Here is a 26800-nt window from a genome sequence, read left to right as displayed (position 1 = left end):
CATTTCGTGTTAAAACCACACATTTAACTCTTTTTAACTTTTGGCGCATATCCCGCAGAAGCATTAAGCCTTATTTTTAGTCCAAACAAACCTAACTGAATGCCAACCCTGTTTCCGCGAATTCTCGGCGGAATCCCTGTTATTTTCCTGCTGCTTTGGAGCCTGGCCGGATGTACGGATCCCGTGGACCCGGAATTCAGCTACCGGGAGGGGCTTGTCTATATCGATGCCTTTGCATCTAATGACCCCGGCGCCTCCTATGTCCAGGTTTTTGAATCCGGGGAATCTTTTGGCCGGCAGACGAATGAATTCCTGGAGGGGGCCGATGTGCGGTTTATCCGCAGTCCGGACGGCCGTGAAGTAGTGTTGTTCGAATCCGGGGACCGGTACCTGCCGCCGGCTGATTTTGCAGTGCGAATCGGCGAGCAGTGGCAACTCCGGGTTGAACTGGCAGACGGACGCCGTTACTTTTCCACAGCCGAGAGCCCTGTAGCGCCTGTGCCCATCCGGGAGGTATCGGTATCCTACGACCCGCAGCTCGTATTTGCGGAAGACTACGACCGGGAGGTCCCCGGGCATCGGCTTTCGGTAACTTTTTCAGATCCTGCGGGGGAGGAAAACTATTATTTCTGGCAGTTCCGCAGTTATGAGCAATTGGTGTATTGCCACATCTGTTACAATTATTCCGTCTACCGGGACGGCGAGTGTTTTACCCCGGACCCGGATCGCCCGGGCCCGCCCCTGAAGGAATACTACACCTACAGTTGCGAGGATGCCTGCTGGCAGATCCGCTACAACGACCGGGTAGAGGTGTACTCGGATGAATTCTCCGACGGGACCACCACCACGGGCCTGCCGGTGGCCGATATCCTCCTGTACCAAAAGCGCAACGTCCTCGTTAAACTGCAGCAATATACCCTGGGCCGGGATGCCTACCGGTATTACAAGACGCTGAAGGACCTGGTGGACAACAACTCAGGCTTCAACGCCCCGCTACCCGCGGCCCTCCTGGGCAACCTGTACAACCCGGACAACCCGGACGAGTATGTCCTGGGGCGGTTTACCGCAGCCGCCCAGGTGTCCCGGGACGTTTTTATCGAACGGATTGGCCTGGAAGAAGCCCAACTGGAAGATCGGATCGTAGGACAAGCCGAGGAATACGGGTCGGTGCCCCCGCCCGTTACCTCCAGCGCCCCCTGTCTTTCTGGACCCTACCGCACGGCAGTCGAACCCGAAGGATGGCCGGAATGAACAAGCCAGCCGGACATACCTGCAGCCAATTCAGGAGCCACCTTGGGTGCATTCTCCTGCTCCTCTTCTGCCTTGCGCCTGCAAATGCCCAGCAGCGGGAAGCCACCCTCTCCGTACAGGTGCTGGATGCGGCGGGAAACGCCCCGCTGGAAGGGGTACAGGTAGCCATCCGGGAATGCCGCTGCGGGGGGATAACCGACCGGGACGGGCGCTATTCCAGGGTCCTTCCACAGGGGAGTTATTCAGTGGAATTCTTCTACCTGGGTTTCCAGGGGGTACAGCGGCAGGTGGACCTTCGCGAATCCGTGGACCTGGTAGTGCGGATGCAGGAGCAAGCCGAGGAGCTGTCCGAAGTGGTTTTGCGGGCCCGACGGATTGCCGAGAACCTGGAATCGCCCCAGATGGGGGCCCTGGAACTCGAGATGCAGGAAATCAAAAAGATTCCCATGGCCGCCGGGGAATTCGACGTGTTGCGGGGCATGACGCTCCTGCCGGGGGTCAATAATGCCGGGGAGATCAGCAACGGGTTGTCGGTTCGCGGAGGGTCCCTGGACCAGAACCTGATCCTCTACGACTACGCCCCGGTATTTAACCCGACCCACCTGTTCGGGTTGTTTTCCGTATTCACGCCGGAGGTAATCTCCCAGGTAGACCTGTACCGGGCGAACATACCGGCGCGGTTTGGCGGACGGACGAGCTCTGTCCTGGACGTCAAGACGCGGAACCCCTTCCCGTCCAAATTCAAGCTGAATGGGGGGGTGGGCCTGGTCTCGTCGCGCCTGGCTATTGAGACCCCCCTCATAAAGGACAAGCTGAATTTGTCCCTCGGGGGGCGGGCCGGTTTTACGGACTTCCTGCTGCCATTATTTTCCGAACGGCTGGACAATACCCGGGCGCGCTTCCACGACGCCACGATGAAACTGCTCTGGCTGGCGGGGGAAAACGACCAGGTGGCCCTGACCGGGTTCTATTCCTGGGATTTTTACCAGCTGGACCTGATCACCCGTATTCAGGATATCAATGCTGCGAATAACCAGTATAAGTTCCGGACCCTGAACGGCACCCTGGCATGGACCCATGTATTGGATGATTCCTCTACCTTGCGCAACATCCTGGTAGCCTCGGATTACCAGCCGGAAAACATTTTCCCCGAAGCCGAAAGCGACAATGAGATACGGTATAATTCCTCTGTCCGCTATCTGAGCCTGAACTCGGAATACCAGCGCTTTGTAGGCGAGGGACTGGACTGGTATGCCGGTTTGCAGGCAGCCCGGTACCGGATAGCACCCGGCAGCCTGGACCCGGGTTCCGGCAACAGCATCAACCCGGTGGAACTGCAATCCGAGCACAGCTATGAGTTCGGGGCCTACGCCAACCTGAACTGGTCCCCCCTGGAAAACCTGTCGCTTTCCGCCGGGTTGCGACTCAACCATTTTGTATTGGTGGGCCCGTTTTCCCAGCCCGCCTTCGACCCGGATACCGGAAACCTGATCGCCACCACATTCTTCGAGGACGGGGCAGGAGTCAAGACATACAATGGGTTGGAACCCCGTCTGGGCCTGAATTACTCCCTGGGGGAGTTCACCTCCGTCAAGGCCAGTTACGCCCGGCTGAATCAGTACCTGCAAAACCTGTACAATACCACCACCCCGCTTCCCACCTCCCGATGGAAGACCTCCGACCCGCTCATCGGCCCGCAACAGAGCGATGCCTTCGGGCTGGGGATCTATCAGGGGCTCGCGGACAACGAGATGGAAATTTCCCTGGAGGGATACTACCGCGCGTCCCGGAATAACCTGACCTACAAGGCAGGCGCGGATTTTTTCCTGGAGCCCTACCTGCAGCGGGAAGTGATCCAGGCCGACGGGAAAGCCTATGGGGTGGAACTCAGCTTCCGCAAACCCGAGGGGAAGGTCAACGGCTGGCTGAATTATACCTACGCCAGGAGCTTCCTGCGCAGTAACGGCACGGGGCTCCGCGAACGGATCAACGACAACGATTGGTACCCCTCGGAATTTGACCGCCCCCATGTATTCAACAGCACGGTTAACTTTGAGGGCGACCTGTACAACACCTGGAGCTTTAATTTTACATTGCAGTCCGGGCGGCCCTATTCAGCCCCGAACAGCGTCTTCAGATACCAGGATATCGATATCCCGATTTTCCTGGACCGGAACAATGCCCGCCTGAGGCCCTACCACCGCCTGGATTTCTCCTGGACGGTCCGGTACGGTAAAAAACTGGACCGCCGCTGGGTGGGGGACTGGACCTTTACCATTTACAACGTGTACGGCCGGCGGAACCCCTTCAACCTGTTCTACTCCCAGCGCCAGGGGGGCGAATTCGGCGATATCTTCCTGGAAAGCCCGCTGGGTGCCTACGAACTATCCGTGCTGAACAGCCCGCTCTTTGCGATTACCTACAATTTTTCCTTCGATTAAAATAGGGGGACACGCGCCTAATGCGCTTCCAGCCAGGTTTCCCCGAAGCCCATATCCACTACCAGGGGGACGGCGAGTTCATAGGCGCTCTCCATCTCCGATTTGATCAGGGCGCTCACCGTATCGGCTTCTCCCCGGTAGCAGTCAAAGACCAGTTCGTCGTGGACCTGCAGGAGCATCCGGGTTTTGAAGTTGCCTTCCCGCAGCTTTTGGTAGATCCGGATCATCGCAATCTTGATAATGTCGGCCGCGCTTCCCTGAATCGGGGCGTTGACGGCGTTCCGCTCGGCAGCACCCCGAACCACGGCGTTGCTGCCATTGATGTCCTTGAGGTAGCGACGGCGGCCCAGGACGGTCTGTACGTAGCCGTGCTCCCGGGCAAAATCGATCTGGTCGCTGATATAGTTCCGAAGTTTCGGGTACGTTTTGTAATACGTGTCGATCAATTCCTTGGCCTCGGTGCGGCTGAGGTTCGTCTGGTTGCTCAGCCCAAAGGCTGACACCCCGTAGATGATCCCGAAATTAACCGTTTTGGCGTTCGACCGCTGCTCCCGGGTCACCTCTTCCAGGGGGACCTGGAATACCTGGGCGGCGGTCGCTGCGTGGATGTCTTCGCCCCGTTTGAAGGATTCAATCATCGTGTCCTCCTCGCTCAGGGCCGCGATGATCCGGAGTTCGATCTGGGAGTAATCTGCGGCCAGTAATTGGTACTCCGGGCTGCGCGGGATAAAAGCTTTCCGGATTTGCCGGCCCCGTTCGGTGCGGATCGGGATATTCTGCAGGTTCGGGTTGTTGCTGCTCAGCCGGCCGGTAGCCGCCACGGTCTGCATGTAGTCTGTATGCACCCGGCCGGTGGACGGCGCCACCTGCTGTGGCAGGGCATCCACATAGGTGCTCTTGAGTTTGGTCAGGCCCCGGTAGTCCAGGACCATCTGTACAATTTCGTGCTCCTTGGCCAGGCCGGAAAGCACGTCTTCCGCGGTGGAGTATTGCCCGGTCCGCGTTTTCTTGGGTTTGTCCACCAGCTTCATTTTATCGAAGAGGATTTCCCCGAGTTGTTTGGGCGACCCGATGTTGAATTCTTCCCCGGCTGCTTCGTAGATCTTTCCCACCAGGCCTTCGATATCCTTTTCGAGCTCCCCGGAGAGTTTCTCCAGAAAACCCGTATCCAGGTTGATGCCCTCGAGCTCCATGTCGGCCAGCACCCGCAACAACGGGATTTCGATTTCCTTGAAAAGTTCTTCGGTCTGGGCCTCCCGGAGTTCCGGCCCAAAGAGCTGGGCGAGCTGGAGCGTGATATCCGCATCCTCCACGGCGTACTCGGTCTGGTCCTCCAGGGGGACGTCCCGCATGCTCAGTTGGTTCTTGCCTTTTTTGCCGATCAGGTCGCTGATGGGGACCGGGGTGTAATTCAGGTAGGTTTCGGCCAGCACGTCCATGTTGTGCCGCATATCCGGGTTGATCAGGTAATGCGCCAGCATCGTGTCGAATAGCGGCCCCCGTACCGGAATTCCATAGGTGCTGAGCACCTTGATGTCGTACTTGAGGTTCTGCCCCACTTTTTCAATGGTGTCCGACTCAAAGAACGGCCGGAGTTCTTCGAGGACTTCCCCAGCGGCTTCCCGGCCTTCCGGTACGGGCAGGTAAAATCCTTTATGGGCCTCCCAGCTAAAGGCAATCCCCACGAGCTCCGCCTCAAGCGGGTCCAGGGAGGTGGTCTCTGTGTCAAAACAAACGCGGTTTTGCGCCATGAGGCTTTTCAGGAATAATTTCCGCTCCATGCCGTCTCCCACGGCCTGGTAGAGGTGGGATACATCTTTGATGGTCTTACGGCCCGAATAGGCTTCCACCTGCTCCCCCTTGGCGTCCGCCTCAAAGAGGGAAAACTGCCCGCTGCCCGCTTCGCGGTTTTGTTTTTTTGCCGTTTCCGTGGTGCCAACGGCCGGGCCGCTCTCGGTCTCCCCTGAAAAGAGTTTGAGGAATTGGTCCCGGAGCCTGCGAAATTCCAGTTCTTCAAACAGCTCCTGTACTTTCTGGCTGTCCGGCATACTCAGTTCAAAGTCTTTTTCGTCAAAGGTGACGTCGCAATCCACGCAAATGGTGGCCAGTTTCTTGGAGAGTTTGCCGAGCTCCGCGTTTTCGATGATCCGCTCTTTCATCTTCCCCTTGAGCTGTTCGGTGTTTTCAAGCAGGCCTTCCAGGGATCCGAACTGGTCGATGAATTTCTTGGCGGTCTTGTCGCCGACCCCCGGGAACCCCGGGATGTTGTCGCTGGCATCCCCCATCATCCCCAAATAGTCGATCACCTGTTCGGGACGCTCCACCCCAAAGCGTTTCTGGACCTCGGGAATGCCCCAGATCTCAATTCCGTTCCCCATGCGCGCCGGGCGGTACATAAAGGTGTTTTCGGTCACCAGTTGCCCGAAATCCTTATCCGGGGTGACCATATAGACCTGGTATCCCTGCGCCTCGGCCTGGCGGGCCAGGGTGCCGATGATGTCGTCCGCTTCCAGGCCGCTGCGTTCAATGCAGGGGATGTGCATGGCCTTGAGAATATCCTGGATCCAGGGGACGGCTACCCGTATGGCATCCGGGGTTTCGTCCCGGTTTGCCTTGTATTCCGGGAAGAGTTCAGTGCGCTCCGCACTGCCGTCCTTGTCGAAACATACGGCCAGGTGGTCGGGTTGTTCGCGGCGGATCACGTCGAAAAGCGAATTCATGAACCCCATGATCGCCGAGGTATCCATGCCCTTGGAATTGATGCGGGGATTCTTGATCAGCGCGTAGTACCCCCTGAAGATCAAGGCATAGGCATCGAGCAGGAACAGGCGTTTTTTCTCAGACATGGATGGCGGTTTTATGGTGGTTTAAAACTACTAAGATTCTCAGGATTTCAGGTAGGTTTCGCTCGGGATGTTCCGGTGTCCTTCCCCGTTGTAAAGCCGGTAACTGAAGCCGGGGTGAATGCAATACGCGCCGGTTTGCCCCTGTTTGTTCAGGGCGATAAACCCGATTTGGAAATCGGTGCGTCCCCGGTTCTTTGCCATGATGCGGCGAACGCCTTCTTCGCAGGCCTGCTGGGGGGACATTCCCTGGCGCATCAGTTCGACGATCAAAAAACTTCCCACAGTCCGGATTACCTCCTCGCCCAGGCCGGTGGCGGTGGCCCCGCCCACCTCATTGTCCACGTACAGCCCGGCGCCGATGACCGGGGAATCCCCGACGCGCCCCCGCATTTTAAAGGCCAGGCCGCTGGTGGTACAGGCGCCGCAAATATCCCCGGCCCAGTCCATGCAGAGCATGCCGATGGTGTCGTGGTTCTCGATATTGATAATGGGTTGATATTCCGCGGTCTCTTTCCACTCCTCCCAATCGCTGCGGGAAGCTTCCGTGAGCAACTCCCGCTTTTCGAAACCCTGGTCCCGGGCAAACTGGGCCGCACCTTCCCCGATCAGGATGACGTGGGGGGTTTCCTCCATCACTTTCCGGGCCACGGATACCGGGTGGACGTAGCCTTCCAGGCCCATTACCGAGCCGCAATTTCCGTTGGCATCCATGATGCACGCATCCAGGGTCACGAAACCGTCCCGATCCGGCCGCCCGCCCAGCCCCACCGTCTGGTTCCCTGCATTGGCCTCCTCCACCCGGACGCCTGCTTCGGATGCATCCAGGGCATTGCCCCCCGCGTTCAGCACGGACCAGGCTTTTTCCGTGGCGTTCCCGAAATCCCAGGTGCAGAGGGCAACAGGGCCCGGTGCAGGAGGGGTCCCTGCCAGGTTGGCTTCTCCGTGGGAGGCCGGATGATCCCGGCATCCCGCCAGGGTCGCAGCGCCGATGAGGCCGGCTGACCCCAGGGAGGAATTTTTTAGGAATTTTCTTCTGTGCATGGTTTGAAGCGGTTATTTTAGGATCCTAAAGATACGTATTTATGCTTGTTGAGGTTTGCGCCAATTCGGTGGAATCGGCCCGTGCCGCCCAGGATGCAGGGGCCGACCGGGTGGAGTTTTGCAGCGAGTTGGCCGTGGGCGGCATCACCCCGTCACGAGGGCTCCTCGAGGAGGTCCGGCAGGCGGTTTCCATTCCCGTCCACGTCCTGATCCGCCCCCGCAGCGGGGATTTTACGTATTCCCACGCGGAGTTCCGCGCCATGTTAAGCGATATACGCCATTGCGTGGGGATGGGGTTTGAGGGAATTGTCAGCGGTTGCCTGCAGCCGGACGGGCGGGTAGATGTGGCCCGGACCCGGGAACTCCTCGGCGCAACCGGGAACGCCCGGTTTACCTTCCACCGCGCCTTCGACCGGAGCACGGACCCCCATGCGGCCCTGGAAGCCCTGGAGGAACTCGGCGTACAGACCATCCTGAGCAGCGGCCAGGCCCTTTCGGCTCCGGAAGGCCTCCCGCTTCTCGAATCCCTGCAACAACGCGCGCGCCGCATCCGGATGATGCCCGGTGGCGGCATCCACCCGGGGAATATCCGCCTCTTCGCCGGCAAGGGATTTGAGGCGGTCCACCTATCCGGCATCCGCAAGGGGCCTGCGAGAGAAACCTATCCGGGCCCGCCCATGAATGCCCCGGGACTGCTTCGGGAAACGAAGCCGCTGGTCTCCGACCCGGAGGTGGTGAAAGCGGTCGTGGACAGCCTGAAAGCGATAGCCGACGGGGGCTAGGAGCCGCACAAAAAACGGTATATTTGAAAAACGCAACGAATGATCCGCTGGCTGCTTTTTATCCTTGTTTATCTCCTGATTTGCCTCTATACCTTGCAGGCCCTCCGTTCGGGGACACGCCTGCCCTGGATCCATTACCTCTACATCGCCATCACCCTTCTGGTCCTCGGGAATTTTGTCTACCAGTTTACCTGGGGCGAGGCCGAGGGCCGGGTGCTTAGCCGGCCAAAAAGCTACGCCTTTGGTTTCCTGCTGGCCGTCCTGACCTTTAACCTGATCACGATGATATTCCTCTTTTCAGAGGATATTTTCCGGGTGTTGGTGGCGGGCTATCACAAGGTCCTGGGAGGGAAGGGCGAGTTCAGCCTGCCGGGGCGGAGGCGCTTTTTGAGCCTGCTGGCACTGGGGGTGGCCTCCCTGCCTTTCGGGGCGCTGCTCTACGGGATGTATCGGGGGAAGTACAACTTCAAGGTGCTGAAGTACGAGTTGGAATTCAAAGACCTCCCGCTGGCTTTCCACGGCTACCGGATTACGCAGATTTCCGACGTGCACAGCGGCAGCTTCGACAACTGGCCCCGGATATCCTACGGGGTGGACCTCATTAACCAGCAGGAAAGCGATGTGATATTCTTTACTGGCGATCTGGTGAATAACAAAGCGTCCGAAATGGATCCCTGGAAGGATCTGTTTTCCCGGCTCCGAGCTCCCGACGGGGTATATTCCATCCTAGGGAACCACGATTACGGGGATTACGTGGAATGGGAGTCGGAGGAGCTCAAGGCCCAAAATCTGGAAGACCTGAAGGCGCTGCAGCGGGAGATGGGCTTCGACCTGCTGCTGAACGAGCACCGTTACCTGCAGCGGGGGGATGACCGGATCGCCCTGGTAGGCGTGGAAAACTGGGGTCGCGGGGGGTTCAAGAAAGCCGGCGATTTGCGGCAGGCCACGCAGGGTATAAGGGAAAACGATTTCAAGATTTTGCTCAGCCACGACCCTTCCCACTGGGAAGACAAGGTCATCCACGACCCGATGCACTTCCACCTGACACTGAGCGGCCACACCCACGGCATGCAATTCGGTATAGAGATTCCCGGCCTGGTTAAATGGAGCCCGGTGAAATGGCGCTACCGCTACTGGGCGGGCATTTACGAAGAGCTTGGGCAGTTCATCAATGTGAACAGGGGGTTCGGTTTCCTCGGGTATCCGGGCCGGGTGGGCATCTGGCCGGAGATTACGGTGATAACGCTGAAAAAAACCGGTTTAACTTGAATTTAACGGCCTGCGCCCTTCAATAACAGGCACTTTCAATTCCCATTTGGCAAAATTTCTTACTTTTGAGCGGTAACCCAATGCCATCTGTATGTCAAAATTCGGTGAACTCATCGATCAGAATCATCCGGTACTGCTGGATTTCTACGCGGAATGGAACGAGCAATCCACCGCCATGCACCCCGTTTTGAGGGACGTGGCCGCCGCCCTGGGCGACAAGGGTAAAGTCATCAAGATAGATGTCGACAAGAACAAGGAACTTTCCCAGGCACTTCGCATCAAAGGCCTGCCCACCCTGATGATCTACAAAAAGGGGGAAATGGTCTGGCGCCAAAGCGGCGAACAGGATGCGAATACGCTGATTGGTATTCTCAACGAATACGTTTAGTTTGATTTGAAAATTTGAAAATTTGCCAATTTGAAGATTGGGAATCTTTCAATAGGAGAATTTGCCGATTTGAAGATGGGCAATCTTTCAAGATGAGGTTTTGTCGATTTGAAGATTGACTAGCTCCCATACTCCCGACATAAAGGTTTAATGACATGAAGTAGTATGTCTTAAGCGTTTCGGATAGCATGTCTTCGGCTGGATTGAACTACCTCAACCAAATTTTCAAATCCTCAAATCCTCAAACCTTCAAATCAATTAGAAATACTATCCGCCGGTACCACCGTGCGGACATTGTCTTCCATAGTCGTATCCGAAACCGGCATCGTGTCTATAAGGTCCGGGTCGGCCATCTCACCGGGGTCGGCAGGGGGCAGCTGGTCCAGCAGGTTATCCCGGTTCATAAAGGCAATCCGGTCAATCTGCTCATTGAAAATAAGCGTTTCCTTTTCGGCCAGTTCCCGGTCGTTGTTGTCGATCAGGATATTGTTCAGGCGCTTGTAGGCCTCCAGGTCCGAGAGGATTTCCTCTGCCCGTTCGTATTGTTCGTCCAGGGGGATCCCGGCGTAATAGTCGATGCGATCTACGTAAATGCCTTTTAGCTGGTAGTATAGCTCCCGGGCTTTCTCGGTATCTCCCACCTTGTAATACCCGTCCACGAAGGGCTCCACAAAGGTGTAGAATTCAAAGTGTTCCACCGGCAGGTGGGTCATGGCCAGGTCGATGATGTCGCGGGCTTTGTCAATCTTGTTCTCTGCGATCAGCTCCTCCATAAGCCGGGCCAGGTTGGACCGGAAAGAGAGCCCCTGGGAACGCGTCTGTACATCGTGATAGATGTCATCGCTGCCGGAATTCCCCCAGTACCAGTTCATGGCCACGTCGTACATCAGGTCCGTATCGATGCGCCCCAGCTCAAAACTGTTGCGGTTCCCGGTCCGGATCGGCACCAGTTTATAGGCGAGCCCGTCGAGTTGCAGGTATTCCTTCATCCACAGGTATTCCGCCTGGTCAAAGCTGCCGCCAGAGAAATAAATCGGCCGTTTCCAATCGTTGTTGGCGAGGAGGTCGAGCATCAATATCCGGTTTTTGGGCAGTACTCCCGGCAGGTCGATGTCGATGTAGTCCACGATCAGCGCGGAGTCCTTTTCCTTGACCAGGCCCGAAGCCAGGACGTTTTCCTTGTTTACGGGCACCCGGATTTTATTGGTGGGGTAGAAGACGGTTTCCAGGGTGCTTTCGGGGTATTCCGAAGTATCCGCTCCGATGCGCTGCAGGTAGGAGCGCAGTTTGGTTTCCGGCCGGTCGCTGGCAATCCAGTTCATGAAATCCTTAATGTCCCACCGGTTTTCCGTAAGCTGCTGGTGGTAGATCACATCCCGGTTCCCGTAGCGGTAGAGGTTGTGCGTGAGCTGGGAGGGGATCGGGTCGCTTTCGTAGGCCTTTCGCTTCATCTGGTCCACGTACCAGTCCGTGGCAAACAGGCTTGTACAAATAATGCGGACGTCCGTGCGGTACTTTTCGATTTCCTGCACATACCACAGCGGGAAGGTATCGTTGTCCCCGATGGTGAAGAGCATGGCCCCCGCATCTTCCTGGCAACTGTCCAGGTAGGCCATGGCCGTGGATTTGGCGGTGTAGCGGCCGGAGCGGTCGTGGTCGTCCCAGTTTTGGGCCGCCATCAACAGCGGTACGGCCAGCAGGCAGATGGCGGTAACGGCCGGCGCCCAGATTTTCGGTTTCACCCAGCGCTTGAATTCTTCAAACAGGGCCAGTACGCCCAGCCCGATCCAGATGGCAAAAACGTAAAACGACCCCACCAGCGAATAATCCCGCTCCCGGGGTTGGAAAATGTAGGGGTTCGTATAGAACTGTATCGCGATGCCGGTAAAAAGGAAGAAGACCAGGAGTACCCAGAATTGCCTCGGATTGCGCGAAAGCTGGAATACCAGGCCGATGATCCCGAGCAGCAGCGGGAGGAAGTAGTAGGTATTCCGACCCTTGTTGTCCAGTTTGTCCTGTGGCAGGTTCTCCTGGCTGCCCAGCCGGAGCGCGTCGATAAACCCGATCCCGCTCAGCCATTCGCCATTGCCATTGTAGCGGCCCTGCTTGTCGTCCTGTTTCCCGACAAAATTCCACATGAAATAGCGCCAGTACATATAGCCGAACTGGAAGCGCACCATATAGTCCAGGTTCTGGCCGAAACTGGGCGGATGCACCTTGAGGTAGTCCCCGAACCTGCTGAGGAACCCGATGTACTGCCCTTCGTCGATTTCTCCGGAGGCCAGGCCCTGTCGGAGCTGGTTGGCCGCCTGCCGCAATTCGGCGTTGTTTTCGGTAAGGCTGAACTCCAGGGGGCCGAAGTACCGCATGTAGTTCTCCGCGTGCTGGTCGCTCCACATCCGGGGGAGCAGGCCCACGTGTTCCGGGTTTGGCCCGGGCAGGGCTTCCTTGTAATAGTTGACGATCTCGTACTTGCCGAGTTCGTGGTTCTGTTCGTATTTGGGTTCGTCATCCCGGTTTTCCCCGGCCGGGGCAAAGCGGTCCGAATAATAGGTGCCGTAGATGGGGCTGTCCACCCCCGGGTATTGTTCCCGGTTGTAATAGGCCAGCAGCGCCCGGGCGTCTGCCGGGTTGTTCTCGTTGATCACCACGTTGGCATTGGCGCGGATGGGCAGCATGAGCCAGGAGGAAAAGCCGATAAACATAAACAGGCCGCAGAGCACCACCGTATTCGCCTTGATATAATTGTTTTTCCGCGTGTAGCGCAGCCCGTAGTAAAAGGCGCCTGCAAAAAGCAGCCCCATGATGATCGTCCCCGAGTTAAAGGGCAGGCCCACCTCGTTGATAAAGAACACCTCGCTCCATCCAAAGAGCACCAAAACGTAGGTGAGCGAGAATTTGTAGACGAGCATCAGCACGGCTACCACGGCCACGTTGGCCAGGATAAACTTCCAGGGGGTGATGGCATCGCCAAAGCGTTTGAAGAAATAGAGCAGGCCGATGGATGGGATGGCCAGAAACCCCATAAACTGTATCCCGAAAGTAAGCCCCGTTACAAAGGCGATCAGTACCAGGTAGCGGTTGCCCCTCGGGTTGTCCATATTGTCCGTCCACTTCAGGCCCAACCAGAACAGCAGGGACATGACCAGGCTCGCCATGGCGTATACCTCGGTTTCCACCGCATTGAACCAGAAACTATCCGAAAAGGCCAGCGACAGGCAGCCCACCAGGGCGGCCCCGAGAATGGCCATCCCTTTCGCATCCGTAGCCGATTGGTTCCAACCTGTGAGTTTGCGCCCCAGGTTCGTGATGGTCCAGAACATAAACAGCAGGGCAAATGCGGAGGAAACCCCGGACATCATGTTTACCAGAAATGCCACGTTTTCGGGCCCCGGGGCGAACATGGCAAAAAACGCCCCCATCATCTGCATAAATGGGGCCCCCGGCGGGTGGGCCACCTGCAGTTTTGCCGAGGTGGAAATATACTCCCCTGCATCCCAGAAGCTCCCTGTTGGTTCTGTGGTAATTCCGTAGATTACAAGAGCTACTAAAAAAACAAACCACCCGAGGAGGGTGTCCCACTTATCGAAGTTTTTGGCAAACATGAAGCGTTCCTTTTAAAAGGGTTGGGGCGAATTTAGTAAATAACCCCCACTTGGGCCGGACTTTTTCGCAAAGGTTTAACAGGGGGCGGAGGCGTGATTGCAATTGCCACAGGGCCTGCCAGCAATCGCACAATGTGGCGAATTTTGTTTGTCGAAATGAAAGTTTGTTTTAAATTTGCAGCCTCTTATGGCACTGGCCTATGGTGTAATTGGCAACACTACTGATTTTGGTTCAGTCATTCTAGGTTCGAGTCCTAGTAGGCCAACGCTGAAAGCCCCGGGTTTCCTCCCGGGGTTTTTTATTCTCACCCAGATATCAGCCGCTCCAGCAAATCCCCCACGTAGTAGGCGACAATCGCGGCCGCGGCGCCGAGGGCCAGGACTTCTACAACGGCGCGGAGCATGCGGGTGCGGTTTACATAGGCCTTGAGCAGGCCGATAAAGAGGAAACCGATCCCCGTGAGGATGCAGGCCACCAGGAAGTGGTTTACGTCCAGGGGGTACAAATAGTCCACCACATAGACCAGCAGGGGCACCAGGCCGATGGCGAGGAAGGAGGCAAACGTCACCCCCCCGATACGGAGGGCGGATTTCCCGGGCTCGGGGTCCGGCACACCTGCCGGGGTTTGCCCGGCTGCGGGGTTTTCCGTAGCCTGGAGTTTCAGCCGGTTGTCCCGTGCCGTATTGTGCGAGAGGTAGGCGCCCACCGACATGGCAAAGCCGTCGGCGATCAGGTTGGCAAAGCCCAGGATGATGATCACGGCGCTGTCCAGGCTGGCCCCCACCGAGCCGGCGACCACGGCAAAGGTGGTCACGCACCCGTCCATGCCGCCATAGACAAATTCACTCAGGTAGGCTTCGTGTTTTTTGAGGAAGGAAGATTTCATGCGGCCGGCCTTTCGGGGTCATCGGTCCGAAAACCGGATTTCACTGATTTGCCGGAATACATCCGTATCCAGTTTTTTAGACTCCGTGTCCAGCAGGTCCGGGTCTACAACCCATTGCATGAAGTCGATGAGGGGTACCGTGGTAACCATGCCGCCCTGTACTTCGCGGACCAGCGCCTCGTCCCGCGCGTGCTCCAGCAGGACTTTTTCAAGCCCTTCGTACTGTTGGCGGGCCAGGGCCCAGAAGGCGTACGCCCGGACCACGGCGTTCTCGTGGGAGGTGAACAACAGCAGTTCCTCCGGGCAGGCAAGCTGGGAGAGCTGGATAAAATGCTCGTATTGCCGGGTGGTTGCCCCGGAGAAGCCCACATAGCTTCCGTGAATTTCATTGACAAGTGCCAGGGAATCGACGATGGCCCCGATGTGTTCGGGGATCTCCACCGCTGTGACAGCAACCGATTCCGCAACAGCAGCATCTTCGCCCGTGGTTGCGCCCGCGTGTGGGATTCCGCCCGCAGGTACAGACGGCTGCGCCAGACCAGGCAGGGGCAGGAATAAAAGCAGCAACAGGGCAAAACAAAGTCGGGTTGGCGTCATAAGTTGCTGCAAATGTACACACAAGCAGGGTATCCGGCCAAGTCGCAGCAATAAAAATAGATGGCGCAAGGTGCGTTGCGGATCCTCAATGGTTTGGCGGAGGATTTTTTGGTCCGGTGCCCCCGTTGCCATCCGCCGGCCTGCTGCCTGCCGGATGATCCCCCCTGGCTGCATCGTCCTCCCTGGCCGAATCGGAAGACGGGTCGGATTCAAGTGCATCCTCTGAATCATATGCCTCGTCCAGCAGGTCGTATTCCTCGTCGATTTCATCCAGGAGCGTGGCGGGCTTTTGCTTGTCCCGGATCATCGCCCAGGTCATTACCAGGCTGGTGCCGATGATGATGAACAGCAGGATGCCCGGGTCAAAGCCGGCCACCTGCGCCTCGGGGGGGATGGCATAAAAGAGCAGGACGGTAATCAGGCCGCGGGGCGCAATGAACAACTGGGGGGTGTAGTCCCTGCCGAAAATGGGCCGGAGCAGTATAAAGCGGATGGCGTAGATGGACGCCAGGACCAGGAGGCTGATGAGCAAAACGCGGATGCTGAGCAGGGACGACAAAACGATGGTGAGGCCAAAGACCACAAAAAAGAAAGTCCGCACCACAAAAGCGGTTTCCAGGGTGATGATATGGAGTTCGTGGTAAATCTGCCGGGCGCGCTCCTCGTTGAGGTGTTTCCGCAAGGGGCCCGCAAAGAACAACTTCATATTGGCGATGACCAGGCCAAAAACCAGGATGATGATCAGGGAACTCAGGTGGAGTTTCTTCCCGATGGCGTAGAGCAACAATAACACGGCGATAAGCAGGAATTGCTTGGCCTGGCTCTTGATGCCCTGGAAGATCAGGATGATGCCGTAACTGGCCGCCAGGGCAATCACCACGGTGAGCAGGATGGTGCCCGCAAAGCCCGCCGGGCCCACCGCCTCTGCCGGGTTCAGCTGCCCGGCCAGGAAATAGAAAAGGATGATCCCCGCGATATCCGAAAACGTGCTTTCGTAAATATGGAATTCCTTTTTGTCCGGCGAAAGGCCCCCGACGCTCGGGATGATAATGGCACTCGAGAGGATGGACAGGGGGGTGGCGTACAACCAGGCCGAAGCGGTATCCATGCCGGGTACCAGGGCTTCGAGGATCAGGGCGGCCACCCAGGTGGATGCCAGCAGCCCGGCCAGGGCGATAAACAGCGCCTTGAGGATGGGCCAAACCTTATCCCGCCGGAGTTCGAGTTCCAGGGCGGCTTCCAGAACGATCATGATCAGGCCGATGATGCCGAGCACTTCCAGGGCCCCGAAGAGGTCCGGCAGAGAGGCGCCGAATAGCTTGAGCCCGTACTGGATGACCACCCCGAGGACGATGAGCATCAAAACGGAGGGGATGCTCGTACGCTTTGCGAGGCCATTGAACCAGAAGGAGAGGATCAGGACCACCGATGCGGCGATGATCAGGTTGTAGGAGGTGAAAATTTCCATGGAGTTCGGTTGGGTTGGCAGGGTAAAGATACCGGATTTCGGCGGCCCTATATACTTAAAACTTAGGTGGGAACATTTTAGTATATCAGAGAAAAAGTCGTATATTTGCAGCACTTATGGAATAAATGGTTATTCAATGAGGGGACGAAAAGTCCCCTCTTTTGTTGCCAGTAAGTAAATTAGGACGGCACCATGGATAGCAATCGATTGGAAAAACGGGTGAGCGAACTGCTCGACGAGGCCCTCGCGGGCCGGCCGGAATTGTTTTTGATCGACCTGAAAGTCAACCCGGACCAGTCTATACAGGTAACCCTCGACGGGGATGAAGGCATCAGCCTCCAGGACTGCATGGATATCAGCCGGGCCGTGGAACACTCCCTGGACAGGGACGAATTCAATTTTTCGCTGGAAGTCGGATCTGCGGGGGCTACGGCTCCCTTGCTGATGCCCCGGCAGTACCGGAAGCACATCGGCCGCAAGCTGGCTGTACGCCGGGCCGGGAAGGAGGTGCAGGGCACCCTGACGGCCGCGGATGACAAGGACATTACCCTGAGCTGGAAAGCGCGGGAACCCAAGCCGGTTGGCAAGGGGAAACATACCGTTCGGAAGGAGGAAACCATTCCGCATTCCGAAATCGAACAGGCAAAAGTTGTTTTAAAATTTTAACGGCAGATTGAAAAAATGGAAAATCTCGCATTGATCGAATCATTCTCCGAGTTCAAGGACGACAAGTTCATTGACCGGGTAACGCTAATGGCCATCCTGGAGGAGGTATTCCGGGCGGCTCTGAAGCGCAAGTTTGGCTCCGATGACAATTTTGACATCATCATTAACCCCGACAAGGGGGACCTCGAAATCTGGCGGAACCGCGTGGTGGTACCGGATGGGGAAGTAGAAGAGCCCAACGAGGAGATCTCCCTTTCCGAAGCCCGCAAGATCGAGCCCGATTTTGAGGTGGGGGAAGACGTTTCGGAAGAAGTGAAGCTCATCGACCTGGGGCGGCGCTCCATCCTGGCCCTCCGCCAGAACCTGATCGCCAAGATCCACGAGCACGACAATACGACCATCTACAAGCAGTTCAAGGACCTGGAAGGCGAAATTTACACCGCCGAGGTTCACCACATCCGCCACAAGGCGATTATCCTGCTGGACGATGAGGGGAACGAACTGATTATGCCCAAGGAGAAACAGATCCCTTCCGACTTTTTCCGCAAGGGGGACAATGTCCGCGGGATCATCGAGAGCGTGGAGCTCAAGGGCAACAAGCCGCTGATCATCATGTCGCGCACCTCGCCCAAGTTCCTCGAGCAGCTCTTCCACCAGGAGATCCCCGAGGTATTCGACGGGCTCATCACCATCAAGAAGGCGGTCCGGATACCGGGCGAGAAGGCCAAGGTGGCAGTGGATTCCTACGACGACCGGATCGACCCGGTGGGTGCCTGCGTGGGGATGAAGGGTTCCCGCATCCACGGGATTGTCCGCGAGCTGGGCAACGAGAACATCGACGTGATCAACTGGACGAACAACCCCCAGCTCATGGTCACCCGGTCCCTGAGCCCGGCCCGCGTTACCCAGGTAAAGCTGAACGATGAGAACATGACGGCCCAGGTGTACCTGAAGCCGGAGGAGGTTTCCAAGGCCATCGGCCGCGGGGGCCACAACATCCGCCTGGCCGGCCAGCTGACCGGTTACGAGATCGACGTGTACCGCGAGGGCGTGGAGGAGGATGTGGAGCTCACCGAGTTCCGGGACGAGATCGAGGAGTGGATTATTATGGAGCTCCGGAAAATTGGCCTGGACACGGCCCGCGCCGTGCTCGAACAGGACGTGGAAGACCTGGTGAAACGCACCGATTTGGAGGAGGAAACCATTTTGGATGTGATCCGGATCCTCAAAGAAGAATTTGAAGATTAAGCTATATATTAGCACTTTTATTGTAAGAACGAAGGATTTCTATGGCAGAAAACGCAACCATAAGGCTTAACAAAGTCCTTAGAGAACTCAATATTTCGCTGGACAGGGCGGTAGACTACCTGACCTCTCAGGGGCATGAGGTAGAGGCCCGGCCTACGACCAAAATTTCCGGCGAGGTATACCAGGTTTTGCTGGATGAGTTCCGCTCGGACAAGAGCAAAAAGGTTGCCTCCAAGGAAGTAGGGGAGGAGAAGCGGAAGGAGAAGGAAGCGCTTCGTCAACAACTGGAACAGGAACAGGAAGAGAAGCGGCTGGCGCGGGAAAGGCGCCAATCGCGTTCTGAAGTCGTCAAGGCCAAGGCCGACCTGGCGGGCCCGACCCAGGTAGGTAAGATTGACCTGGAGGAGACCAAAAAACAGGGGGCGCCCACCAAGAAAGAGGAGCCTGCTGTTGAAAAGCCGGCTGCGGAGACGCCCGGGGAGGCAGAAAAGCCCGCAGAGGCGCCGGCGGCTAAAACCCAGGCCGACGAAAAGCCGGAGGCGGAAAAGCCCGCTGCCGAAAAGCCCGAGGTGATGGAGACCGAATACAAGAAACTCTCCGGCCCCAAGATCAAGGACAAGATCGACCTGACGCAGTTCGAGAAGAAAAAGAAAGAGAAGAAGGACGACGGCGACCGCAAACGCCGCCGCCGGAGGATCACCAGCAAAACGGATTCCGGGGGCCGCGGGAAAGCCGGGGGCCGGAAGCAGCGCTTTGCAGCCAACAAGGTAGAGCCTACCGAGGAGGAAGTGCAAAAGCAGGTTCGGGAAACCCTGGAGAAACTGCAGGGGAAATCCAAAAAAGGAAAGGGCGCGAAGTACCGCCGCGACAAGCGGGACCAGCACCGACAGCAGACCGAAAAGGACCTGGAGGCCCAGGAACTGGAAAGCAAAACCCTCAAGGTAACCGAATTCGTCACCGTTGGCGAAGTGGCCACCATGATGGACGTCTCCACCACCGATATTATTTCCGCCTGTATGTCCCTGGGCATCATGGTAACCATGAACCAGCGTCTCGACGCGGAAACCCTCACCATCGTAGCCGAGGAATTCGGCTATGAAGTGGAATTCGTAACCGCCGAGATCGAGGAATCGATCGAGGAAGAAGAGGATGCACCGGAAGACCTGCAGCCCCGGGCGCCCATCGTCACGGTGATGGGGCACGTGGACCACGGAAAAACGTCCCTGCTGGACTATATCCGGGAGGAGAATGTAATTGCCGGCGAGAGCGGGGGGATTACCCAACACATCGGGGCTTACGGCGTGAGCCTGGAGAACGGGCAGAAAATTGCCTTCCTGGATACGCCGGGTCACGAGGCCTTTACAGCCATGCGGGCCCGGGGGGCCCAGGTAACGGATATCGCGATTATCGTAATCGCGGCGGATGACGACATCATGCCGCAAACCAAGGAAGCCATAAGCCACGCCCAGGCGGCCGGGGTGCCCATCGTCTTTGCCATCAACAAGGTGGACAAGCCCACGGCCAACCCGGACAAGATCAAGGAAGGCCTGGCCAACATGAACCTGCTCGTGGAGGACTGGGGCGGTAAGATCCAGTCGCACGACATCTCGGCCAAAACCGGGCAGGGGGTTAAGGAACTCCTTGAAAAAGTATTGCTCGAGGCGGAACTCCTCGAACTCAAAGCCAACCCGGACAAACTCGCTTCGGGAACCGTGGTGGAAGCCTTCCTGGACAAGGGACGCGGCTACGTATCCACCGTTTTGGTAACTGCCGGGACCCTGCACATCGGGGACTATGTCCTGGCGGGGACCTGCAGCGGGAAGGTCAAGGCCATGCAGGACGAACGCGGCAAGAACGTAAAATCCGCAGGCCCATCAACACCCATATCCATCCTGGGTCTGGACGGCGCCCCCCAAGCCGGGGATAAATTCAACGTCCTGGAAGACGAGCGCGAGGCCAAGCAGATTGCTTCCAAGCGTTCCCAGCTCCTGCGCGAGCAGAACGTACGCACCCAGCGGCACATCACCCTGGACGAGATCGGAAGGCGGATTGCACTTGGAGATTTCCAGGAGCTCAACATCATCCTCAAGGGGGATGTGGACGGTTCGGTGGAAGCCCTGTCGGATTCCTTCCAGAAGTTGTCCACCGACGAGATCCAGGTGAATATCATCCACAAGGGCGTGGGCGCGATTACCGAATCGGACGTGCTGCTCGCCTCGGCTTCCGACGCCATCATCATCGGCTTCAACGTACGGCCCATGGGGAATGCGCGGGAGGTTGCCGACAAGGAGGAAATCGACATCCGGATGTATTCCATCATCTACGACGCCATCAACGACGTCAAGGATGCCATGGAGGGGATGCTCTCCCCCGAGATCAAGGAGGAAGTTACCGGTACCGCCGAAATCCGCGAGACCTTCAAGATCTCCAAAATCGGTACGATCGCCGGGTGTATGGTTACCAGCGGCAAGGTGTTCCGCAATTCCAATATCCGCCTGATTCGCGACGGCGTGGTGATCTTCACCGGGGAGCTCGCTTCCCTGAAGCGGTTTAAAGACGACGTGAAGGAAGTCTCCAAAGGATACGATTGCGGCCTGCAGATCAAGAACTACAACGACATCAAGGAAGGAGACGTTGTGGAGGCCTTCCAGGAGGTGGCGGTGAAGAAGACGCTGTAGGTAATTTGAGGATTTGAAGATTTGCCGATTTTGAAGATTAAGCAAATTGAAAACCAGGCAACGTCTCGATTTCGGTGAGTTAAATAACTGGGATTTCCAGTGTCGGGTATCTCGAAGATAGCCTGGAAATTGATGAGCCTGCGTGCGCCGGGCTAGCTTGTAAACGAACGAATAAAAAAGAACCCGGGAGTCCTCATAGGGCCCCGGTTTTTTATTTCTGGGGGTTCGATTTCCTGGATTTTGGAGTAGCTTAATTTTTATACCACCGGCTTCTTCATCACATATTTATGTGCGCGCAGAACAAAACTCAGCTTGAAATCGCCTATCCCCTGTTCATCTTCAAATTTTCAAATCGGCAAATCTTCAAATCAATTACCGATCTCCAGGCCTTAGCAGCAGGGCCCCGGGAAACTTCTTGCGGACTTCCCGGAATTCGCGCTCGGCTTCAAGCCGCTCCCGGAATCGACCCACTTGCACCCGGTAGGTGGGGGAATCAAATACGATCTTGGCTGTCCACTGGGGAAATTCCTGCTCCACTTCGTCCTTGAGTTCCTCGGCCAGGGAATAGGAGCCGAAACCCACTTGGATGGTGTAGAAATCCGTCTCGCTGTTGCTTTTGGTGTAGATTTCGAGCAACCTGCCTATTTCCGGGTCCTGTTCGATAGTGACCCGGCCGCTTTGGGCAAAGAGCCCGGCAGTTGACATCAGGAGGATCAACAGGGGGGCGAACCGGTTTCTCATAGTGGTGAAAGTGTGACTTTTAGTGAGGCTAAAGGTACCTTTTTTACGGCTTTTTAAGCTACTGAAATACATTATTTAGAACCTTTATAAATTAGAAATTATAAAACCTTTAAGATTTCCAAAATAAAGTCTATGTCGTATTTTTGCTGACAATTTGGGCGCAATTTTAACGGTCTGAATTGGCAGTATTTTTTGAGTTTTTCAACCAGCCGATTCCTACCACAAGGCCAGCAACCACGGCCATTGCGAACATAAATGCCAAAAGCGTGCCAAGTTTGGTGACTGTGTTCACCGGGCTTCAAAAAATATTGAACAGCGACACATGAAAAAGGTTCCGAACCGCCATCCGTTTCCTGCTATTTTTGGTTTTTGTTTAGTAGTTTCTCTGCTCTTTTCACCTACACTTTCCGCCCAGGATGATGCGGCGGCCCAAGAGCCGGCAGCCGAGGCTTCGGCTGCAGCCGGTGGGGAGGAAGGGCCCTGCGGCCCCGGGGATGCTGCCAACGGAAAACAATTGTTTAACCAGAACTGCGCAGCGTGCCACGCCCTGGACCGCCGTATGACGGGGCCGGCCCTGGCAAACGTCGCCGTTCGCCTCACCGAGGAGGAAGGCCTGGACTGCGAGTGGATCTACTCCTGGATCCGGAACAGTGCCGGGAAGATTGCTTCCGGCGATGCCTACGCCAACGAAATTTACGCGGAATACAACCAGGCGGCCATGACGGCCTTCCCGACCCTGAGCGATCAGGATATTGCGGATATCCTGGCATACACCGAGGCGCCGCCTCCCGCCCCTGCCACAGCTGCAGCGCCAGCGGCCGGCCAGGCTGCCGGGGGAGGGTCCGGTTCCGGCCTGTCCAACGATTTGGTGCTGGGGGCGCTGTTACTCGTATTCGGGATCCTCGTGGTGATGCTCGTTTTGGTCAACAAGACGCTGCGCCGTATTGCGGAAGCCAGCGGCGTGGTCCTCGAGAGGGAGAAGGCGCAAAAAGGGACGCCTATCTGGAAAGCCTTTGCACAGAACCAGTTCCTGGTCCTGGTAACGGTCATCTTCCTGATGCTCGGCGCTGCCTATTTTGCCTACGGCTGGATGATGCAGGTGGGCGTGGACCAGGGCTACCAGCCCATCCAACCCATCCACTACTCGCACAAGATCCACGCCGGGGATAACGGTATTGAATGTAAGTACTGCCACTCTTCCGCCCGGAAATCGAAGCACTCTGGAATTCCTTCCCTGAATGTGTGCATGAACTGTCACAAGTCTATTTACGAGTACACGGGCAACCCGGAAGGGCCGTCTGCGGAAGACCTGGCCAAGGGGTATACCAACGAATTCTACACGGGCGAAATCAAGAAATTGTACGCCGCCGTGGGTTGGGACGAGGAAACCCAGAGCTATACGGGCGAGAGTCAGCCTGTGGAGTGGGTCCGCATCCATAACCTGCCGGACTTCGTCTACTTTAACCACTCCCAGCACGTAGAAGTGGGTCAGATCCAGTGCCAGACCTGCCACGGCCCCGTGGAGGAAATGGAAATCATGTACCAGGATGCCCCGCTCACTATGGGGTGGTGCATCAACTGCCACCGGGAGACCAACGTCCGTATGGAGGGGAACGACTACTACGAGAAAATTCACGAGGAGCTTGCCAGGAAGTATGGTGTGGAACAGGTTACAGCGGCCCAGATGGGCGGCCTGGAATGCGGCAAGTGCCACTATTAATTTAAGGATCAAATCAGTTTAGACAGATCGCATATGGCATCAAACAAGAAATATTGGAAGAGCGAGGCGGAACTTTCCCCGGACAATTCCATTGTTGAGAAGCTGAAACAAAACGAATTCCCGGAGAAACTCCCGGAGGATGCGTTCCTGGGCGACAAGGAGCAGCTGGCGGGGAGCCAGACTTCCCGTCGGGACTTCCTGAAATATGTCGGCTTCAGCACGGCGGCGGCTTCCCTGGCGGCCTGTGAGGGGCCGGTGCATAAGTCCATCCCTTACGTGATGCAACCCGAGCGGATCATCCCGGGTGTCGCCAATTACTATGCCACGACGATTGCCGACGGGTACGATTTTGCCAGCATCCTGGTGAAAACCCGGGAGGGTCGCCCGATCAAAATAGAAAACAACAAGGAAGCCGCTGTACTGGGCAGTTCGAATGCCCGGATCCAGGCTTCCGTCCTTTCCCTCTACGACAGTACGCGCCTGCAAGGCCCCCGGAGTGCGGAAGGGGATGTTGCCTGGGATGGCCTCGATGCAGCCGTCCGCGCCAAACTGGGAAGTTTGCAGGGTAGCGGCCGGCAGATTGCCCTGCTGACCCAGACCTATGCGAGCCCGTCTACGGAAAAGCTCGTAGCCGAGTTTGCCGAAGCCTACCCGGAAACGGTTCACGTCACCTACGACGCTATCAGCTCGGATGCTGCGCTGAATGCCTTTGAGGCGAAATACGGGGAACGCGCCCTGGCGGATTACGACCTGTCCAAGGCCGACCTGATTATCTCCTTCGGCGCAGATTTCCTGGGTGACTGGCAGGGTGGAGGCTACGACGGCGGGTATGCCAAAGGCCGGATTCCCAAGGACGGGAAGATGTCCCGGCACGTACAGTTTGAATCGAATATGAGCCTGACTGGGGCGAATGCGGACCAACGCGTGCCCCTGACCCCGGCCCAGCAGAAGGTTGCCCTGGCCCACCTGTATGCCAAGCTCAATGGCACCAGTGTTTCCGGAGACCTGCCCGAAGCGGCGGTCCGGGCCCTGGACCGGGCGGTTAGCCAGATTGCAAAGAACCGGCGCCGCGCCGTAGTCCTCACGGGCCTGGACGATGTGGATGCACAATCCGTGGCCCTGTCCATCAACGAAATGCTCGGCAGCGAAGCTTTTGAGCCCGATGCCCCGCGCTATGTGCGCCAGGGGAATTCGGCTGCCGTACGTCAGCTGATTGCCGACATGCAGGCCGGCCGTGTGGGCGCCCTGATCATGGACGGGGTGAACCCGGCCTATTCCCTCCCTGCATCCGCCGGGTTTGCAGAAGCCATGCAGCAAGTAGACCTGTCGGTATCTTTCTCCACCAACTGGAATGAAACCACCGAGCTCTGCACCTTTACGGCAGCGGCGAACCATTACCTGGAATCCTGGGGGGATGCACAGTTCAAGAAAGGACATTACAGCCTGATGCAGCCCGTGATCCGGGAGCTGTTCGACACCCGCCAGTTCCAGCAGAGCCTGCTGGTTTGGATGGGGTCAGAACAGACATGGCACGACTATATCGCCCAGACCTGGGAGGAGGGAATCCTCGCCGGCGGCGATTGGAACCAGGCCTTGCACGACGGCGTCTACGCACCGGGAGGTATGGGGATGGCCGACCCGGAAACAGCCGCTGCAATTGCTACCGATAAAGAAACCGAAGCTGCTTCCCCGGAAGGCGAAGTCAGCAGCGTCGTACCGATTGCCTCCTCGCTCCAGCGACTGGCCGCCGCCACAGGCGGGGGCATGAGCCTCATCTTGTATTCCAAGGTGGGGATGGGAGACGGCCGGCAGGCGGGTAACCCCTGGCTGCAGGAATTCCCCGACCCGATCACCCGGGTGAGCTGGGATAATTACGTCACTGTATCCAAGGCGGATGCCGCGGACCTCGGACTGGTCAACGAACACGTCGCCAATGGCGGCCTCGACGGCAGTTATGTGAACCTCACGGTAAATGGCGCCACCCTGCAAAATGTCCCTGTAATCATCCAGCCTGGCCAGGCTCCCGGCACCCTTGGGCTGTCCTTCGGATACGGCAGGCAGGTGGGGATGAAATCGGAGATGCAGACCGGGGTGAACGCTTTTGCCCTGTACGAGAATATGGATTCCGTCCAGGAAGTAGCTGTTGAGAAAGCTGCCGGCATGCACGAATTTGCCTGTATCCAGCTGCACAATACGCTGATGGGCCGGGGCGACATCATCAAGGAGACGACCCTGGAAATTTTTAACACGGAAGATCCATCCCACTGGAACCATGTGCCGCAAGTGTCCCTGAACCACCAGGAGGTGCCCGCCACAAGCGTCGACCTCTGGGACCACTTCGACCGCTCGGTCGGACACCATTTCAACATGTCCATCGACCTGAATGCCTGTACGGGCTGCGGGGCCTGCGTCATTGCCTGCCACGCCGAGAACAACGTGCCGGTGGTAGGGAAGCAGGAAATTCGCCGCTCCCGCGACATGCACTGGCTGCGGATCGACCGGTATTACTCATCGGAAGACACCTTTGAGGGAGACAATATTAAGAAAGACGAATTATCCGGCGCCATGGAATCCAAGGCCGGTTTCGAGGAGATGGAAGACCCGGCGGCCAACCCGCAGGTGGCCTTCCAGCCGGTGATGTGCCAGCACTGTAACCACGCTCCCTGCGAAACTGTCTGCCCGGTTGCAGCTACCGCGCACAGCCGCCAGGGTCACAACCACATGGCGTACAACCGCTGCGTGGGAACCCGGTATTGTGCGAACAACTGTCCGTACAAGGTGCGCCGTTTCAACTGGTTCCTCTACAGCGATAACGAGGAATTCGACTACCACATGAATAACGACCTGGGCAAGATGGTCCTGAACCCGGATGTGAACGTGCGTTCCCGCGGGGTGATGGAGAAGTGCTCCTGGTGTATCCAGATGACCCAGAAATCCATCCTGGACGCCAAGCGCGAGGGACGCCCCGTTACCGACGAGGAATTCCAGACCGCCTGTTCGAATGCCTGCAGCAGCGGGGCCATCGTCTTTGGCGACATCAACGACGCGGAAAGCGAAGTGTCCAAACTGGCCGCCGACGACCGGATGTACCACCTGCTCGAGCATGTGGGAACCCGGCCCAATGTATTTTACCAGGTCAAAGTCCGTAATACCAACGAAGCATAAAATTTAA

General features: G+C 57.2%; 17 protein-coding genes and 1 tRNA gene. 11 read left to right on the top strand and 7 right to left on the bottom strand.

Features of this window, described 5'->3' with window-relative positions:
• Nucleotides 1–99 precede the first annotated feature (99 nt).
• Nucleotides 100–1251 carry a DUF4249 domain-containing protein gene (locus RB2501_RS00485; RefSeq protein WP_012813682.1) on the top strand — a complete coding sequence of 384 codons (1152 nt, stop codon included), beginning with the start codon at nucleotides 100–102 and terminating at the stop codon, nucleotides 1249–1251.
• Entirely contained in the window at nucleotides 1248–3692 is a 2445-nt protein-coding gene (locus RB2501_RS00480; RefSeq protein ID WP_187289178.1) for a TonB-dependent receptor, read from the top strand. The genes RB2501_RS00485 and RB2501_RS00480 overlap by 4 nt, the downstream gene beginning before the upstream one ends.
• A 17-nt stretch (nucleotides 3693–3709) precedes the next feature.
• Here RB2501_RS00480 and polA read toward each other — a convergent pair whose 3' ends face one another.
• Both polA and RB2501_RS00470 read right to left on the bottom strand, forming a co-directional pair.
• On the bottom strand, nucleotides 3710–6538 hold the full coding sequence (gene polA / locus RB2501_RS00475; RefSeq protein ID WP_012813680.1) for a DNA polymerase I: 2829 nt from the start codon (nucleotides 6536–6538) through the stop codon (nucleotides 3710–3712).
• Between the two features lie 39 nt (nucleotides 6539–6577).
• The gene (locus tag RB2501_RS00470; protein WP_012813679.1) at nucleotides 6578–7579 is read right to left on the bottom strand and encodes an isoaspartyl peptidase/L-asparaginase family protein; all 1002 of its coding nucleotides are present in this window, start codon (nucleotides 7577–7579) and stop codon (nucleotides 6578–6580) included.
• 41 nt (nucleotides 7580–7620) lie between these two features.
• Here RB2501_RS00470 and RB2501_RS00465 point away from each other — a divergent pair, with 41 nt between their 5' ends.
• From RB2501_RS00465 to RB2501_RS00455, 3 genes are all read left to right on the top strand, one after another.
• The gene (locus tag RB2501_RS00465; RefSeq protein WP_012813678.1) at nucleotides 7621–8361 is read left to right on the top strand and encodes a copper homeostasis protein CutC; all 741 of its coding nucleotides are present in this window, start codon (nucleotides 7621–7623) and stop codon (nucleotides 8359–8361) included.
• Between the two features lie 39 nt (nucleotides 8362–8400).
• Nucleotides 8401–9630: a metallophosphoesterase gene (locus RB2501_RS00460; protein WP_012813677.1), complete on the top strand. Its 1230-nt coding sequence runs from the start codon at nucleotides 8401–8403 to the stop codon at nucleotides 9628–9630.
• Nucleotides 9631–9721: 91 nt separating this feature from the next.
• Nucleotides 9722–10018: a thioredoxin family protein gene (locus RB2501_RS00455; protein WP_012813676.1), complete on the top strand. Its 297-nt coding sequence runs from the start codon at nucleotides 9722–9724 to the stop codon at nucleotides 10016–10018.
• A 254-nt stretch (nucleotides 10019–10272) separates the two neighbouring features.
• Here RB2501_RS00455 and RB2501_RS00450 read toward each other — a convergent pair whose 3' ends face one another.
• Nucleotides 10273–13623, bottom strand: coding sequence for a glycosyltransferase family 117 protein (locus RB2501_RS00450; RefSeq protein WP_012813675.1), 3351 nt, complete (start codon nucleotides 13621–13623; stop codon nucleotides 10273–10275).
• Between the two features lie 194 nt (nucleotides 13624–13817).
• On the opposite strand from RB2501_RS00450, the gene RB2501_RS00445 reads away from it, so the two are divergent.
• Nucleotides 13818–13889 (top strand) — tRNA-Gln (locus RB2501_RS00445).
• Between the two features lie 39 nt (nucleotides 13890–13928).
• Here RB2501_RS00445 and RB2501_RS00440 read toward each other — a convergent pair.
• The 3 genes from RB2501_RS00440 to RB2501_RS00430 form a co-directional block, all read right to left on the bottom strand.
• Nucleotides 13929–14510, bottom strand: coding sequence for a VIT1/CCC1 transporter family protein (locus RB2501_RS00440; RefSeq protein ID WP_012813674.1), 582 nt, complete (start codon nucleotides 14508–14510; stop codon nucleotides 13929–13931).
• A gap of 18 nt (nucleotides 14511–14528) precedes the next feature.
• A complete protein-coding gene (locus tag RB2501_RS00435) occupies nucleotides 14529–15107 on the bottom strand; it encodes a hypothetical protein (protein ID WP_148214252.1) in 579 nt (192 codons plus the stop codon).
• An 85-nt stretch (nucleotides 15108–15192) separates the two neighbouring features.
• Nucleotides 15193–16575 carry a cation:proton antiporter domain-containing protein gene (locus RB2501_RS00430; RefSeq protein WP_012813672.1) on the bottom strand — a complete coding sequence of 461 codons (1383 nt, stop codon included), beginning with the start codon at nucleotides 16573–16575 and terminating at the stop codon, nucleotides 15193–15195.
• A gap of 192 nt (nucleotides 16576–16767) precedes the next feature.
• Here RB2501_RS00430 and rimP point away from each other — a divergent pair, with 192 nt between their 5' ends.
• The 3 genes from rimP to infB are packed head-to-tail and all read left to right on the top strand — an operon-like array spanning nucleotide 16768 to nucleotide 21167.
• Nucleotides 16768–17241, top strand: a complete 474-nt coding sequence (gene rimP, locus RB2501_RS00425) for a ribosome assembly cofactor RimP (RefSeq protein WP_012813671.1) — start codon at nucleotides 16768–16770, stop codon at nucleotides 17239–17241.
• Nucleotides 17242–17256: 15 nt separating this feature from the next.
• Entirely contained in the window at nucleotides 17257–18489 is a 1233-nt protein-coding gene (nusA, locus tag RB2501_RS00420; RefSeq protein ID WP_012813670.1) for a transcription termination factor NusA, read from the top strand.
• A gap of 41 nt (nucleotides 18490–18530) precedes the next feature.
• On the top strand, nucleotides 18531–21167 hold the full coding sequence (infB, locus tag RB2501_RS00415) for a translation initiation factor IF-2 (RefSeq protein ID WP_012813669.1): 2637 nt from the start codon (nucleotides 18531–18533) through the stop codon (nucleotides 21165–21167).
• 372 nt (nucleotides 21168–21539) lie between these two features.
• Here infB and RB2501_RS00410 read toward each other — a convergent pair whose 3' ends face one another.
• Nucleotides 21540–21908: an SPOR domain-containing protein gene (locus tag RB2501_RS00410; protein WP_012813668.1), complete on the bottom strand. Its 369-nt coding sequence runs from the start codon at nucleotides 21906–21908 to the stop codon at nucleotides 21540–21542.
• A 322-nt stretch (nucleotides 21909–22230) separates the two neighbouring features.
• On the opposite strand from RB2501_RS00410, the gene RB2501_RS00405 reads away from it, so the two are divergent.
• Both RB2501_RS00405 and RB2501_RS00400 read left to right on the top strand, forming a co-directional pair.
• Complete coding sequence (locus RB2501_RS00405) at nucleotides 22231–23628, top strand: cytochrome c3 family protein (RefSeq protein WP_012813667.1); 1398 nt, start codon at nucleotides 22231–22233, stop codon at nucleotides 23626–23628.
• 33 nt (nucleotides 23629–23661) lie between these two features.
• Nucleotides 23662–26793: a TAT-variant-translocated molybdopterin oxidoreductase gene (locus RB2501_RS00400; RefSeq protein WP_012813666.1), complete on the top strand. Its 3132-nt coding sequence runs from the start codon at nucleotides 23662–23664 to the stop codon at nucleotides 26791–26793.
• The last annotated feature ends 7 nt before the right edge of the window (nucleotides 26794–26800 follow it).

Origin of the sequence: Robiginitalea biformata HTCC2501 (assembly GCF_000024125.1) — a bacterium.
Classification (GTDB): Bacteria; Bacteroidota; Bacteroidia; order Flavobacteriales; family Flavobacteriaceae; genus Robiginitalea; species Robiginitalea biformata.
The sequence above is the reverse complement of the archived record's forward strand: the minus strand, read 5'-3'. Positions and strand labels throughout refer to the sequence as shown.

Bases quoted from the DNA above. Each gene is read 5' to 3' on its own strand.
- RB2501_RS00485 (WP_012813682.1), top strand. From the start codon at position 100: ATGCCAACCCTGTTTCCGCGAATTCTCGGCGGAATCCCTGTTATTTTC.
- RB2501_RS00480 (WP_187289178.1), top strand. From the start codon at position 1,248: ATGAACAAGCCAGCCGGACATACCTGCAGCCAATTCAGGAGCCACCTT.
- polA (WP_012813680.1), bottom strand. From the start codon at position 6,538: ATGTCTGAGAAAAAACGCCTGTTCCTGCTCGATGCCTATGCCTTGATC.
- RB2501_RS00470 (WP_012813679.1), bottom strand. From the start codon at position 7,579: ATGCACAGAAGAAAATTCCTAAAAAATTCCTCCCTGGGGTCAGCCGGC.
- RB2501_RS00465 (WP_012813678.1), top strand. From the start codon at position 7,621: ATGCTTGTTGAGGTTTGCGCCAATTCGGTGGAATCGGCCCGTGCCGCC.
- RB2501_RS00460 (WP_012813677.1), top strand. From the start codon at position 8,401: ATGATCCGCTGGCTGCTTTTTATCCTTGTTTATCTCCTGATTTGCCTC.
- RB2501_RS00455 (WP_012813676.1), top strand. From the start codon at position 9,722: ATGTCAAAATTCGGTGAACTCATCGATCAGAATCATCCGGTACTGCTG.
- RB2501_RS00450 (WP_012813675.1), bottom strand. From the start codon at position 13,623: ATGTTTGCCAAAAACTTCGATAAGTGGGACACCCTCCTCGGGTGGTTT.
- RB2501_RS00440 (WP_012813674.1), bottom strand. From the start codon at position 14,510: ATGAAATCTTCCTTCCTCAAAAAACACGAAGCCTACCTGAGTGAATTT.
- RB2501_RS00435 (WP_148214252.1), bottom strand. From the start codon at position 15,107: ATGACGCCAACCCGACTTTGTTTTGCCCTGTTGCTGCTTTTATTCCTG.
- RB2501_RS00430 (WP_012813672.1), bottom strand. From the start codon at position 16,575: ATGGAAATTTTCACCTCCTACAACCTGATCATCGCCGCATCGGTGGTC.
- rimP (WP_012813671.1), top strand. From the start codon at position 16,768: ATGGATAGCAATCGATTGGAAAAACGGGTGAGCGAACTGCTCGACGAG.
- nusA (WP_012813670.1), top strand. From the start codon at position 17,257: ATGGAAAATCTCGCATTGATCGAATCATTCTCCGAGTTCAAGGACGAC.
- infB (WP_012813669.1), top strand. From the start codon at position 18,531: ATGGCAGAAAACGCAACCATAAGGCTTAACAAAGTCCTTAGAGAACTC.
- RB2501_RS00410 (WP_012813668.1), bottom strand. From the start codon at position 21,908: ATGAGAAACCGGTTCGCCCCCCTGTTGATCCTCCTGATGTCAACTGCC.
- RB2501_RS00405 (WP_012813667.1), top strand. From the start codon at position 22,231: ATGAAAAAGGTTCCGAACCGCCATCCGTTTCCTGCTATTTTTGGTTTT.
- RB2501_RS00400 (WP_012813666.1), top strand. From the start codon at position 23,662: ATGGCATCAAACAAGAAATATTGGAAGAGCGAGGCGGAACTTTCCCCG.